This window comes from Variovorax sp. 38R, assembly GCF_014843395.1.
In the GTDB taxonomy this organism is placed as follows: domain Bacteria; phylum Pseudomonadota; class Gammaproteobacteria; order Burkholderiales; family Burkholderiaceae_C; genus Variovorax; species Variovorax paradoxus_H.
The window spans coordinates 6,141,451-6,154,843 of the sequence record NZ_CP062121.1; the positions used below are offsets into that span (position 1 = coordinate 6,141,451).

Below are 13,393 nucleotides of genomic sequence, written 5' to 3' on the forward strand. Positions count from 1 at the left end.
GCGTCAGAGTTGTTCGCGGCAGGCGCGGTACAGGTCCTTCCAGTCGGCCCGCTCTTTCACTACCGTCTCGAGGTATTCCTTCCACACCACCTGGTCCTGCACCGGGTCCTTGATGACGGCGCCGATCAGGCCCGAGGCCACGTCGGCCGAGCGCAGCACGCCGTCGCCGAAGTGGCCGGCCAGCGCCATGCCGCTGTTGATGACCGAGATGGCCTCGGCGGTCGAGAGCGTGGAGGTAGGCGACTTGATGCGCGTCTTGCCGTCTTCGGTCTGGCCGTTGCGCAGCTCGCGGAAGATCTGCACCACGCGGCGCACTTCCTGCAGCGCGGGCGGCTCGGCCGGCAGCGCGAGCGCGCGGCCCAGCTCGGACACGCGCTTGACGACGATCTGCACTTCTTCGGCCTCGCTCGACGGCACGGGCAGCACCACGGTGTTGAAGCGGCGCTTGAGCGCGCTCGACAGTTCGTTCACGCCCTTGTCGCGGTTGTTGGCGGTGGCAATCACCGAGAAGCCGCGCACGGCCTGCACCTCGGTGCCGAGCTCGGGCACGGGCAGCGTCTTTTCCGACAGCACGGTGATCAGCGAATCTTGCACGTCGGCCGGGATGCGCGTGAGTTCTTCGACGCGCGCGATCTTGCCCAGGCGCATGGCATTCACGAGCGGGCTCGGCACCAGCGCCTTTTCAGACGGGCCGTGGGCCAGCAGCTCGGCGTAGTTCCAGCCGTAGCGCAGTTGTTCTTCGCTGGTGCCGGCAGTGCCCTGGATCAGCATCGTCGAGTCGCCGCTCACGGCGGCGGCCAGGTGCTCCGACACCCACGACTTGGCGGTGCCCGGCACGCCGTACAGCAGCAGCGCGCGGTCGGTGGCGAGGGTGGACACGGCGATTTCCATCAGACGCGAACTGCCGATGTACTTGGGGCTGACCTCGAAGCCGTTGGCCAGCTTGCCGCCCATCAGGTAGGTGAGCACAGCCCAGGGTGAGAGCTTCCAGTTGGCCGGGCGCTGGCGGTCGTCGACCTTCTGGAGCGCTTCGAGTTCTTCGGCGAATTGCTGTTCGGCATGCTGGCGCAGGACATTGCTCATGGACGGCCTTGGGAAGAGGTTGAAAGTGAGGAAGAAGAGGAAGAAGACAAAGGAAGCGTGGCGACCAGCCGGCGCGCGCGCACGATGCGCGCGGTGTCGGCCAGTGCGTGGGCGAGGCCGGGGCTTTCCTCGGCCGCGCGCGGCAGGTCGGCCAGCAGCGGCAGCGCATCGAGGTGCAGCAGCGCGGCGGCGGTGCCGAGCACCTGGCGCAGCACGTAGTCGTTGACGAGGTCACCGCGCTCGACGCGCGTGCGCAGCGCCTGCGCGATGCGCAGCGACAGCGCGGCCGAGGGCGTGTCGCCGGGTGCGCAGGCCTGGTCTGCAAACGCGACAACGTCCTGCACACCTTCGCCGGCATCGCCGAGTTGCGTCGCCCAGTGGCGCTCGCGGCGTTCGCGCGGCAGCAGCGCGAGCAACGGACCCACGCCGCCGCGGTGACCGCGCGGGAGGTCGAGCAGCGCGTCGCACCAGTCGAAATCGGGCGCGGCCAGCACGGCCTCGTTCCAGCCGCGCAGCAGGGCGTCGTGCCAGTCGCCGGTGGCGGCCCAGTCGAGCAATGCAGCGGGCGCCAGGCCGGTGCGCGCGGTCCACCACGCGAGCGGCATCTGGCGCACGAGCTGGTAGAGCCACCACGCGCGCTCTCCGAGGCTGTCGTGCGTGGGGCGCGCGGCGTCGATGGCGTCGTCCTTCCAGCGCGGGTCGGCGGCCTCGGGGGCGTTCAGTTGCCACGTCGCGCCTTGCGATGAAAGCAACGGCGCGAGGAAGGCTTCGACGCGCCGCACGTGTGCGCTGGCCGGCAGGCGTTGCAGCAGCTCGACCACGGTCTGGCGCACGTCGCGCGCGCGGTCTTTCAGCTGGGCTTCGAGCAGCGCTTCGTCGTCGGGGCTGAGGTTCTCTGCCAATGCGCCGATCAGCACGGCGCGCTCCTTGGCGGGCAGTTGCGGCAGCTCGGCAGCGAGGCGTTCGCGCGCGCCGGCCGGGTCGTCGCGGCGTTGCTCGGCCAGCACGGCGCGGCGCTGGTCGATGCTGCCTTCGTCCCAGCGGGTCTGGGTGTCGGCCTGCGCGCTGGCGCCGACGGCGTAGCGCCAGTCGTCGTTGCGCGCGGCCAGCCAGCGACCACGCTCGCCGAGCGCGAGGACGACGGCGGGACGCAGCGCGGTGTCGCGGCGGCCGGCATCGAGTGCGGCGGGCAGCAGGCTGGGCGGCAGGCGCCAGCCAGCCGTCGAAAGCACGGCCAGCACCTCGTGCTGCAGGCGCTGCGGGCCACTGGCGAGCGCATCGGCGATCACGGCGAGCAAGGCGGGGTCGCCGAGCGAGGGAGAGGGGTCGTTGGCGGCAGGCGGTGCGTCGTCTGCGGGCAAGCCCGGCGCGACGAAGCCTGCGCGGCGGCCCACGGCCACGGCGCCCGCGACGCGCAGCAGCACGCCTTGCGCGGTGTCGGTAGGTTGTTGCAGCGCCTGGAGCAGCGCGCCGAAATCGCCGGCCATGCCGTCGGCGGCTGGCACAGGTTGACGTGCGGTGCCGACGAGCGCGGTCTGCAGCAAGGTATTCCAATGGCTCATGTGCGTGCTCCGCTCAAGGTCCAGACGGGTGTTCCGCCCTCAGCCGCCCACGCGGTGAGTGGCGCGAACTGCTCGCCATCCCATTCGCCAAAGACGCGCAGCGGCGCGCCGCCCGAATGCGCCAGCAGCTGCCAGGCTTCGGCCGCGGCCAGTTGCATCGGCAGGGCCTGCGACGCAGAACCCAGGCGCAGCCACCACTGGTCGCCATGCCGCGCAGGCACGGCGTCGGCCCACACCAGGGGCAGCAGCGGCTGCCACGGGTTGGCCGCGATCTGCTGCGCCATGCGTTGCCATTCACCGGCTTCGTCATGGGCCGCAAAAGGTGCGGCGGTCGATGCAGCCTCGGCCGGCAGTTCGGCCACCACCGCGCGCTGCGAGGCGTGGCCGGGATAGAAGCACAGCACGGCCGCGCGTTCGCTGCCGCTGACCCAGCCGGTCTCGAAGCCACGTCCGCCGTGCGAGTAGTCGAGCAGCAGCGCGCGACGTCCGCTCGCGCGGCCCTGCAGCCACACATGGCGCTCGACCAGCTTGGTGTCGCGCTCGTCGAGGCACTGGCCCAGCACGAGCCAGTGGTCGTTCACGCGTTCGCCATCGGCCAGCAGCGCCTCGCGGTCCTGCGGCCAGCCGAGCGCGGCGCGCAGGTCGGCGCGCGTGGCGGGCGACAGGCTGTCGCGGCGCGGCACCGCATCGACGATGAGCTGCAACCGGCCCAGCCGGTCGAGCAGCCGCGCGGGCCAGCCTTCGCCGGCGCCGATCAGCTCGGCCGCCTGCGTGATGCGCTGGCCGAGCCCCGGCGCCTGCGCATCGACCATGCGCGCGGCCATGGCGGCCCAACCTTCGGCCTGCTCGCTGCCGAGTGCGGCCAGGCCGCGCTGGGTCTGGTCGTCGAGCCAGCGCGCAAGCTCCTGCACGCCGGCCTCGATGCGCTTCCAGCGCTGCGCGTCGCGCTTGGCGGCAGCCGCGGGATCGGGCGCGGCGGCCGGTTCGGCGGCGCGCGCTTCTTTCTTCTCGGCCTTGTCGCGGCGCGAGGCGAGCCAGTCGGCCACCCACGGCGGCGGCGCGCCGGCGGTGAAGCTGGCTTCGCTCTGCGCGCGCAGCAGCATCAGCGCCAGGCCGTGCTTGCAGGGGAACTTGCGGCTCGGGCAGGAGCAGCGGAACACCGGCCCCGACAGGTCGACCTGCGTCTGGTAGGGCTTGCTGCCGCTGCCCTGGCATTCGCCCCAGACAGCATCGTCGGAATGCCCGAGCGTGGGCCACTTGGCGGGCGCGAGCAGGCCTTTGGCGGCCTTCGCGGAGGCGTCGTCCGGCGCGAGCGCAAGGACGGCTTCGGTACTGAGACTCATGGAAAGGGCAGCCTCGCGCCGGGCCGCGGCGCGGTCAGGGGTGGGAGGGGCGCGACCATCAGGGCGCGATGGGATTGCCGGGCGTGCCTGCTTCGCCGGCCACGACCGCTGTTTTCGCAACGGGGGCGCGGTAGGACACGCGTGCCGCCGGCACGGGTGCGGCGGCGATCGGTGGCGACGGCGACATCGGCCGCGTGACGCCGGCCTTGGTGACGCTGACAGGCGTGGTGGCCGATGCCGAAGCAGGCACCACCACGCCAGGCGTCGCCTGCCCGGGCGCTGGCACCGCCGTCTCGTACGGGTTGTGCAGCACCACGCTCTTGCCGACACCCACGCCGGTGCCGATCGGTCCGACGCCGACCCCCACACCGACGCTGGCCGAGCCGGTGACGGCGCCGTTGTCGTGCAGCGCCACGCCCGCGCCGAGCGGGCCCCAGCCGGTGTTCAGGCCGACGGAAAAATTGCCGTCCTTCGTGGCACCGAGCCCGAGCGAGAGCCCGGGCACCAGCGGAATGCCGATGTGATAGTGCGAACAGCCGCCCACCAGAAGCAACAACAGCAGCGCCGAGGTGGCGACCGCTGCGCGACGAACGATGCGCGGCCGGGCGTTCACACCAGCAGCGCGTTGACGCGCCTCACGTAGGCCGCCGGGTCGGCCGGCAGGCCGCCTTCGGCCAGCAGCGCCTGGTCGAACAGGATGTTCGCGAGGTCGTCGAAATGCGCGGAGCCTTCGAGCTTCTTCACCAGCGGGTGCTCGGCGTTGACTTCGAGCACGGGCTTCAAGTCGGGCGCGGGCTGGCCGGCCTGCTTGAGCATGCGCGCGAGCTGCGTGCTCATGCCGCCGTCTTCCACCACGAGGCAGGCGGGCGAGTCGACCAGGCGCGTGGTCACGCGCACGTCTTCGGCCTTGTCCTTGAGCGCCTCTTTCAGCTTCTCGAGCAGCGGCTTGAACGACTCGGCGGCCTCCTCGGCGGCCTTCTTCTCGGACTCGTCCTGCAGCTTGCCCAGGTCGACCGCGCCCTTGGCCACGCTTTGCAGCGGCGTGCCGTCGAACTCGTTGAGGTAGTTCAGCGCCCACTCGTCGACACGGTCGGTCATGAGCAGCACCTCGATGCCCTTCTTCTTGAAGACTTCGAGCTGCGGGCTGTTCTTGGCGGCGGCGAGGTTGTCGGCCGTGATGTAGTAGATGGCGTCCTGGCCGTCCTTCATGCGCGCCTTGTAGTCGGCGAAGCTCACGCTCGCGACGTCGCTCGTGGTGGAGGCAAAGCGCAGCAGCTTGGCGATGCGGTCGCGGTTGCCCATGTCCTCGCCCAGGCCTTCTTTCAGCACCGCGCCGAACTCGGCGTAGAACTTGGCGAACTTGCCCGATTCGTCGGCGTACTCGGCGGCGGCTTCGGCGGCGGGGGTGGTGTTCTTGTCGACCACGTCGCTGACATCGTTCAGGCCTTCGGTCGGCTCGGGGGCGGGCACCGATTCGCCCGAGCCCACGTCGATCTTGCCCTCGATGCTGTCGGGTGCAGTCTTCTGCTTCTTGGCCAGGTCTTCGAGCATCGACAGCACGCGCTTGGTGCTGCCTTCGCGGATGGCCTTCACGTCGCGGCTTTCCTGCAGCAGCTCGCGGCTCACGTTGAGCGGCAGGTCGGCCGAGTCGATCACGCCCTTCACGAAGCGCAGGTAGTTGGGCAGCAGCGCCTCGGCATCGTCCATGATGAAGACGCGCTTGACGTACAGCTTGACGCCCGCGCTCTTGTCGCGGTTCCACAGGTCGAACGGGGCCTTGGCCGGGATGTACAGCAGCTGCGTGTACTCGGTGCTGCCTTCCACGCGGTTGTGGCTCCAGGCCAGCGGCGCTTCGAAGTCGTGGCTGATGCTCTTGTAGAACTCTTCGTACTGCTCGGCGGTGATGTCCTTCTTGGGACGGCTCCACAGGGCATTGGCCTTGTTGACGGTTTCCCACTCGCCGGTTTTCACCATGTCGCCGGGCTGGTCGTTCTCGCCTTCTTTCCACTCTTCCTTTTCCATCAGGATGGGCAGGGAGATGTGGTCGGAGTACTTGCCGACGATCTGCTTGAGCTTCCAGGCGTTGAGGTATTCGTCGGCGTCGTCGCGCAGGTGCAGCGTGATGCTGGTGCCGCGTTCGGCGCGCGTGATGTCGGCCACCTCGAAGTCGCCGGCGCCGCCGCTCACCCAGCGCACGCCCTGGTCGGCGGGCAGGCCCGCGCGGCGCGACTCGACGCTGATCTTGTCGGCCACGATGAAGCCCGAATAGAAGCCCACGCCGAACTGGCCGATGAGTTGTGCGTCGGCCTTCTGGTCGCCACTGAGGCGGCTCATGAAGTCTTTGGTACCACTCTTGGCGATGGTGCCGAGGTTGTCGATGGCTTCCTGGCGCGACAGGCCGATGCCCTTGTCGGTGATCGTGAGGGTGCGCGCGGCCTTGTCGAACGACAGGCGCACGTCGAGCTCGGGCTGGTCTTCGTAGAGCTCGGGGTGGTCGAGCGCCTCGAAGCGCAGCTTGTCGCACGCGTCGGACGCGTTCGAGATCAGCTCGCGCAGGAAGATTTCCTTGTTGGAGTACAGCGCATGCGTGACGAGGTGCAGCAGTTGCGCGACTTCAGCCTGGAACGGGAGTTTGGTATTGGAGGAATCAGCCATGGGAAAGAAAGAGATCGAAGCCAAAAAATTCTAAGGCGAGCCGCCCGCGGCGGGCAGCGGCCTTGCCAACTTTATGAGTTGGGGTTGTCGCGCCAAAAAACAACGAGTGCAAGGCCGCGCGAACTTTGTCACACGGCTGTCGGTTGCACGCCGCGCTTTCAACGCGGTTGTGATTCGACTTCGCGCGTCCAGCGGTCGATGAGCCGCTTGCGCTCGGCCACTTTGCCGTACTTCTCGAAGTCGTACTTGATGAGCCTCACGCCGTCCATCGAAGGAATGCGCGCGTCGGGCTTGAAGGTCTTGTTGGCCGGCGACTGCAGGCTGCCGGCCTTGGCGCCGATGGACTGGCCCGCGGGGCTCATGAGCCAGTCGTAGTAGCGCTTGGCGTTCTCCTTGTTGCGCGCGCCCTTCACGAGCGCGATGCCGCCGATCTCGAAGCCCGTGCCTTCGCAGGGCGCGGCGGTCTTCACCGGAAATTTGTCGTGCCGCCAGCGCTCGAAACCGAAGATGAAGCTCACGCCGATCGCCACTTCGCCCTTGGCCACGTTGGGCGCCTGCGCCTGGCCGCTGCGCGTGTAGCTGGTGACGTTCTTGTGCAGCTTCTTCAGGTAGTCGAACGCGGGCTCCTCGCCCATCTGCTGCACCAGGCCCGCGATGACGGTGTAGGCCGTGCCGCTGGTGGCGGGGTGCGAAATTTCGATCTCGCCCTTGTACTCGGGCTTGATGAGGTCGGCCCAGCACTTGGGTTCGGCGAGCTTCTTTTTCTTCAGCAGGTCGGTGTTGAAGCCGAAGCCCATCGCGCTCGTGTAGAAGCCGCCCACCATGTTCTGCGACATGGCGTACTGGCGCACCGACCAGTCGTGCAGGTCGTTGATGTAGGCCGGGCGGTAGGGCTCGAGCAGGCCCTGTTCGGCGGCCTGCAGGAACGGGTCGCCGGTGCCGCCCCACCAGATATCGGTCTTGGGGTTGGCGGCCTCGGCGCGCAGCTGCGCACCAATTTCGCCGGTGCCCTTGTGGGCCTGCTGCACCTTGATGCCGGTCTCGCGCGTGAAGGCCGTGGCGGCCGCTTCGCACCAGCCCGCGTCGGTGCTGCACAGTGCGTTGACGGTGCCCTGCGCGGCGGCCTGCGGCGCCCCGAGCAGGAGCAACGCGCCCAGGCAGGCGGTGGCCAGGGCACTCATGGTGTGTCGCGGGGCGAATGATGAAGGCATGCGCAGGTCTCCTCGTTGTTCGAAAGCGCAGGATAGCGCCCGTCTGCGTGAATGGGCTCAGCGTGTCGCCAGCAGCGGTGGCAGGTGCTCCACCAGCCAGTCGATCACCACACGCGTCTTCAGCGGCAGGTAGCGGCTCGGCGTGCGGATCACGTGCAGCGGAAAGCCGAAAGGCACCGGCTCGTCGAACACGCGCACCAGCGTGCCGGCCGCGAGCGCGTCGGCCGCCAGCCAGGCCGGCAGCCGCGCCAGGCCCATGCCGCCGAGGGCGGCCTCCAGCAGCACCTCGGCGCTGTCGCAGCGCAGGCGCGAGGGCAGCGCGGCCTCCACCACCGTGCCGCCTTCGTGAAAGCGCCAGGGCGAGACCTGCCCGTCGCGGGCGTAGTACACGGCCTCGTGCGGCACGACCAGCGCCGCGAGGTCGCGCGGATGACCGCGTTCGGCCAGGTACGCGGGCGCGGCGCACAGCAGCATCCACTGCACGCCGACCGGCCGCGCCACGAGGCCGGCGCTGTCGTCGAGCTCGCCGCTGCGGATGGCCAGGTCGAGCCCCTCTTCCACGAGGTCGACGCGCCGGTCGTTGAAGGCCAGCTCCAGCGACAACTGCGGATGCTGGCGCGCCAGGGCCAGCAGCAGCGGCCCGACCTTGAGCCGCCCGAGCATCGCCGGCATGCTCAGGCGCACGAGGCCGGCGGCCGTGTGGCGCGCGGCGTCGGTGAGCGCCTCGGCCGCGTCCAGCTCGGCCAGCGCGCGGCGGCAGCGCTCGTAGTAGCCGTGCCCCTCCTCGGTGAGGCTCTGGCTGCGCGTGGTGCGCAAGAACAGGCGCGTGTCCAGCCGCGCCTCGAGCCGCGCGATGCTCTTGGCGACGGCCGAACGCGTGACGTGCAGGCGCTGCGCGGCGAGCGCAAAGCTGCCCGCCTCCACCGCCGCGACGAACTCTTCGATGCCTTGCAGGCGTTGGCTCATTGGATACTTTCAAGCACCATTCTTCGGAAAATTATCCACCACCGGATCGTTTTTATCGTCAATAGCATCGAGGCCGATCTTTCCCCATGGAGCCTTTCCGATGCAAGAACCCGACGTGCTGCGCCGCTGGCAGCTTCCCCGACTGGGCCGCGCCCACCTCGAACAAGCCGAGGCGCCGATGCCCTCGCCAAGCGCAGGCCAGATCCTCGTGCGCGTGGGCGCGGTGGCGCTCAACTACCGCGACCTGCTCATGGTGCGCGACGGCATGGGCATGGCGCTCGAGCTGCCCTTCACGCCCGGCTCCGACATGGCGGGCACCGTGGTGGCCGTGGGCCCGGGCGTGCATCGCTTTGCCGTGGGCGACCGCGTGATCAACACCTTCTGGGGCGGCTGGATCGACAGCCACTGGCACGCCGACACCACGCTGCTCGGCGGCCCCGGGCCGGGCATGCTGGCCTCGCACGTGTGCATCGATGCGAACTGGGCCGTGGCCGCGCCCGCCACGCTGAGCCTCGAAGAAGCCAGCACGCTGCCGTGCGCCGGCCTCACGGCGTGGTTCGCGCTGGTCGAAACCGGCGCCCTGCGCGCGGGCGAGACGGTGCTGGTCCACGGCACCGGCGGCGTCGCGCTGTTCGGCCTGCAGCTCGCGCGGCTGCACGGCGCGCAGGCCATCGTGGTGACCGGCAGCGCAGACAAGCAGGCCGCGGCCCTCGCGCTCGGCGCCACGCACGTGCTGGCGCGCGACAGCGACTGGCCCGCCGAGGTGCGCCGTCTCACGCACGGGCGCGGCGTCGACCACGTGCTCGAACTGTCCAGCGGCCCCGACCTCGACCGCTCGCTGCAGGCCGTGAAGCAGGGCGGGCGCGTGTCGATCATCGGCATGCTCAGTGGCGACACGCTGAGCGCGTCGTTCTACGCGATGGTGCTCGGCCGCGTGACGGTGCAAGGCATCGGCGTCGGCCACCGGCGCGCACTCGACGAGCTGGTGCGCGCGGTCGATGCCAATGCGCTGAAGCCGGTGATTGCGGCGCGCTACAGCTTCGATGCATTGCCCGCCGCGCTCGACCATCTGGAACGCGGCGCGTTCGGCAAGGTCGTCATCACGATGTGACGCTGCACGCCGTCGCGCCGCCCATGTGCAAATGCTGCAGGGCACAAATCCACAGCAATCGTGAACAGTTGCCGTTCAGCGCGCCCGTTTGCTCGACGCCTCCAATTCCCGTTCCTAGAATGCGGCCCGCGTTCGGCTCCCGCCGTGCGTGCTTTCTCAACTTCAGGATGGAGCGTTATGGAACACAGTACCTACAAAAAGTGGTCTGCAGAATTCATTGGTACTTTCTGGCTCACGCTCGGAGGCTGCGGAAGCGCAGTTCTGGCAGCGGCCTTTCCGGGCGTCGGCATCGGCCTGCTCGGCGTCTCGCTGGCCTTCGGCCTCACGGTGGTCACCGGCGCCTATGCGCTCGGTCCGATCTCGGGCGGCCACTTCAACCCGGCCGTGTCGATCGGCCTTGCAGCCGCAGGCCGCTTCAAGGCCGGGCAGCTGCCGGGCTACATCGTGTCGCAGGTGCTGGGCGCCATCGCGGCGGCCGGCGTGCTGTACCTGATTGCCACCGGCAAGCCGGGCGCGGACATCGGCGGCTTTGCCACCAACGGCTACGGCGAGCACTCGCCCGGCAAGTACAGCATGACGGCCGCACTCATCAGCGAAGTGGTGATGACCGCCGTGTTCCTGATCGTGATCCTCGGTGCCACCGCCAAGCGCGCGGCGGCCGGCTTCGCGGGCATGGCCATCGGCCTGTGCCTGACGCTGATCCACCTGGTGTCGATCCCCGTGACCAACACCTCGGTGAACCCGGCGCGCAGCACCGGCCCGGCGCTGTTCGGCCCGTCGTATGCGATGTCGGAGCTGTGGCTGTTCTGGGTCGCCCCGATCGTGGGCGCGATCATCGGCGCGGTGATCTACCGCGCACTGCTCAGCAGCAACGACGACTGAGCTGAGCTTTCCGCAGCGGAGGCTGGATCAGCTTCCGCTGCCCGACTTCACCATCGGCAGTGAAGTCGATTGCCCGATGGGCTCCGTGCCCGTCGGGTGCGACGCCGCATAGGCGCCCGCCTGGATGTCGGACACCGGGGTCATCCCGCTGATCGCCGGCGCCGACGTCGACTGCCCGATGGGCTCCGTGCCGCTCGGACGTGCCGCCGCCATCGCGCCGGCCTGCACCTCCGGGTTCTCCGGCGAATTCATCTGCAGCGGATGGAAGTCCGAACCGTCGGTGGTTTCGGCGGATGCATTGACCGTGCCCAGGGCCGCGAACGCGGCGAAGGAAGCGACGGCCAGAAACTGGAACGGCTGGAACGAAGTGCGCATGGTGTGTTCTCCTGAGGGCAGGTTGTCTCCGGTCCGGTGCCGTCGCGCGGACCGCGCGCAGCAGGACCTGCAGCCACTCTAGGCAGCCTGACTGAGGCCAGCGTGAGCAAAGAATGAGCGGGGCGTGAGCACCACCGCGCCGTCTACATCGGCAGCAGCACCCGCGCCCTCAGCCCCGATCCGTCGTCGCGGTTGCGCAGTTCGATGCGCAAGCCATGCCGCTCGGCCGCCGTGCGCGCAATCGCCAGGCCCAGCCCGCTGCCGCCCGCCACCGCGCCCGGCACGCGAAAGAAGCGGTCGAACACACGCTCGAGTTCGGCCGGCGGAATGCCCGGCCCGTTGTCGAGCACATCGACCACCGCTTGGCCGTCGACCTGGTGCAGCCGCACATCGACCACGCCGCCTTCGGGCGCGTAGCGCAGCGCGTTGTCGATGAGGTTGTCGAACACGCTGCGCAGTTCGGACGCAGGTGCGGTCACCACCGCAGCGGTCAGACCTTCGAAGCCCACGTCGATGCGCCGCGCATCGGCCAGCACCATGCGCTGGCCCAGGCTGTCGCGCAGCAGCGTCTCGATGTCGACCCGCTCGCCCGGCGCATCCGAGGGCGGTGCATCCTGCCGCGACAGCTGCAGCAGCTGCTCGATCAGGTGCTGCGCGCGCGTCACGCCGGCCTCGAGCTGGTTGAAGCGGTCGGTGGCTTCGCCGGCCGGCACGTGCGCGCGCAGGTTCTCGATCTGCAGGCCGATGGCCGCCATCGGCGTTCGCAGCTCGTGCGCCGCGTCCTGCACGAAGCGGCGCTGCGTGGCGAAGGCGCTGCGAACGCGCGACAGCAGGTGGTTGAAGGCACCCACCAGCGGCGTGATCTCGTCGGGCACGCGCGCCAGCGACAGCGCGGTCGGGCGGCGTTCGTCCTGCGAGGCCACGTCGCGCGCCACGCCCCGCAGCGAGCGCGAGGCGGCCGACACGATGAGCCACAGCACCAGCAGCGCCGCCGGCAGCAGCAACGCGATCGGCAGGCCTTCGAGCAAGGCGCGGCGCAGCGCGCGGCGATGCCGGTAGTCCTCGTTCTGCAGCACCTGCACGCGCGGCGCGTCGGCGTGCAGCGCGGGCTCGGCCGTGAACACGCGCCAGCGCGAATGCGCGGGCCCTTCGGCATGCACGTCGCTGAAGCCGCTGCCCGGCTGCAGCGGCACCGACAGTGCGGGCCATGAACTCGCGCGCAACGTAGCGCCATCAGCACTCCAGAGCTGCACGACAAAGGCGCCGCGCGAGAAGGCCGCTTCGCCGTCCATCGCGCGCGGGGTCTTGGGCGGGTCGTTGCCCGCATACGACTCGGCCACCAGCCGCATCTGGTCGTCCAGTGCGTTGTGAACGAGGTTGCCGTAGGCCAGAAAGGAGAACCACGCCGTGAGCACCGCCGCCACCACATGCAGCGTGACGAGCCACAGCAGCAGCTGGGTGCGCAGCGAACGCGGGCGCCACCAGCGGCGGGCCGCACCGGTCATGCAGCGACTCGCCAACCGAGCCCGCGCACGTTGCGGATCGCGTCGGCGCCGAGCTTGCGGCGCATGCCGTGGATCAGCACGTCGATGGCGTTGCTGGTCACTTCGTCGCCCCAGCCGTAGATGCGGTTTTCGAGCTGCTCGCGCGAGAGGATGGCGCCGGGCCGCTCCAGCAGTGCATGCAGCAGCGCGAACTCGCGCGCGGTGAGCGCCTCGGGCACGCCGTTGACCGCCACCTCGCGCGTCGTGAGGTCCAGCTGCAGCGCGGCGGTGCCGATCCGCGAATGGGCGGCGCCGTCGCGGCGGCGCACCACGGCGCGCATGCGCGCGAGCAGCTCGCGGAACTCGAAGGGCTTGAGCAGGTAGTCGTCGGCGCCGAGGTCCAGGCTGTGGATGCGGTCGTCCAGCCCGTCGCGCGCGGTGAGCACCAGCACGGGCGTGGCGTCGCCGCGTTCGCGCGCGCGGCGCAGCACCTCGGTGCCGTCCTGGCGGGGCAGGCCCAGGTCGAGCAGCACGCAGGTGTAGCCGCCGTCGCCGAGCGCGCTTTGCGCCAGCTCGCCGTCGCGCACCCAGTCGGCCGACCAGCCCGCGCCCTCGAGCGCCTGCTTCAGGCTGCGCCCGATCATTTCGTCGTCTTCCACCAGCAGCACGCGCATTGCGGCGACTCCTTCGCGCGCAAAGTAGCACGCGATCGGGATGATCG

General features: G+C 69.8%; 12 protein-coding genes. 2 read left to right on the top strand and 10 right to left on the bottom strand.

What is annotated here, in order from left to right; all coding sequences use genetic code 11:
• Nucleotides 1-3 precede the first annotated feature (3 nt).
• The 7 genes from IG196_RS28550 to IG196_RS28580 form a co-directional block, all read right to left on the bottom strand.
• Nucleotides 4-1,083 (bottom strand): AAA family ATPase, encoded by a 1,080-nt coding sequence (locus IG196_RS28550; RefSeq protein WP_192193970.1) that lies wholly within the window; start codon nucleotides 1,081-1,083, stop codon nucleotides 4-6.
• Nucleotides 1,080-2,645, bottom strand: a complete 1,566-nt coding sequence (locus IG196_RS28555; RefSeq protein ID WP_192193971.1) for a DUF5691 domain-containing protein — start codon at nucleotides 2,643-2,645, stop codon at nucleotides 1,080-1,082. Before IG196_RS28555 ends, IG196_RS28550 begins: the two co-directional genes overlap by 4 nt.
• Nucleotides 2,642-3,988 carry an SWIM zinc finger family protein gene (locus IG196_RS28560; RefSeq protein WP_192193972.1) on the bottom strand — a complete coding sequence of 449 codons (1,347 nt, stop codon included), beginning with the start codon at nucleotides 3,986-3,988 and terminating at the stop codon, nucleotides 2,642-2,644. Before IG196_RS28560 ends, IG196_RS28555 begins: the two co-directional genes overlap by 4 nt.
• Nucleotides 3,989-4,046: 58 nt before the next feature.
• Entirely contained in the window at nucleotides 4,047-4,601 is a 555-nt protein-coding gene (locus IG196_RS28565; RefSeq protein WP_192193973.1) for a hypothetical protein, read from the bottom strand.
• The gene (gene htpG / locus IG196_RS28570; protein ID WP_192193974.1) at nucleotides 4,598-6,643 is read right to left on the bottom strand and encodes a molecular chaperone HtpG; all 2,046 of its coding nucleotides are present in this window, start codon (nucleotides 6,641-6,643) and stop codon (nucleotides 4,598-4,600) included. The genes IG196_RS28565 and htpG overlap by 4 nt, the downstream gene beginning before the upstream one ends.
• Nucleotides 6,644-6,801: 158 nt before the next feature.
• Nucleotides 6,802-7,824, bottom strand: coding sequence for an ABC transporter substrate-binding protein (locus tag IG196_RS28575; protein WP_192193975.1), 1,023 nt, complete (start codon nucleotides 7,822-7,824; stop codon nucleotides 6,802-6,804).
• An 87-nt stretch (nucleotides 7,825-7,911) separates the two neighbouring features.
• Nucleotides 7,912-8,820, bottom strand: coding sequence for a LysR substrate-binding domain-containing protein (locus tag IG196_RS28580; RefSeq protein ID WP_192193976.1), 909 nt, complete (start codon nucleotides 8,818-8,820; stop codon nucleotides 7,912-7,914).
• A gap of 100 nt (nucleotides 8,821-8,920) precedes the next feature.
• On the opposite strand from IG196_RS28580, the gene IG196_RS28585 reads away from it, so the two are divergent.
• Entirely contained in the window at nucleotides 8,921-9,931 is a 1,011-nt protein-coding gene (locus IG196_RS28585) for a zinc-dependent alcohol dehydrogenase family protein (RefSeq protein ID WP_192193977.1), read from the top strand.
• A 177-nt stretch (nucleotides 9,932-10,108) separates the two neighbouring features.
• Entirely contained in the window at nucleotides 10,109-10,813 is a 705-nt protein-coding gene (gene aqpZ / locus IG196_RS28590) for an aquaporin Z (protein WP_101491395.1), read from the top strand.
• 27 nt (nucleotides 10,814-10,840) lie between these two features.
• Here aqpZ and IG196_RS28595 read toward each other — a convergent pair whose 3' ends face one another.
• The 3 genes from IG196_RS28595 to IG196_RS28605 form a co-directional block, all read right to left on the bottom strand.
• Complete coding sequence (locus tag IG196_RS28595; RefSeq protein WP_192193978.1) at nucleotides 10,841-11,188, bottom strand: hypothetical protein; 348 nt, start codon at nucleotides 11,186-11,188, stop codon at nucleotides 10,841-10,843.
• 143 nt (nucleotides 11,189-11,331) lie between these two features.
• The gene (locus IG196_RS28600) at nucleotides 11,332-12,693 is read right to left on the bottom strand and encodes a sensor histidine kinase (RefSeq protein ID WP_192193979.1); all 1,362 of its coding nucleotides are present in this window, start codon (nucleotides 12,691-12,693) and stop codon (nucleotides 11,332-11,334) included.
• The gene (locus tag IG196_RS28605; RefSeq protein WP_101491398.1) at nucleotides 12,690-13,346 is read right to left on the bottom strand and encodes a response regulator transcription factor; all 657 of its coding nucleotides are present in this window, start codon (nucleotides 13,344-13,346) and stop codon (nucleotides 12,690-12,692) included. The genes IG196_RS28600 and IG196_RS28605 overlap by 4 nt, the downstream gene beginning before the upstream one ends.
• Nucleotides 13,347-13,393 lie beyond the last annotated feature (47 nt).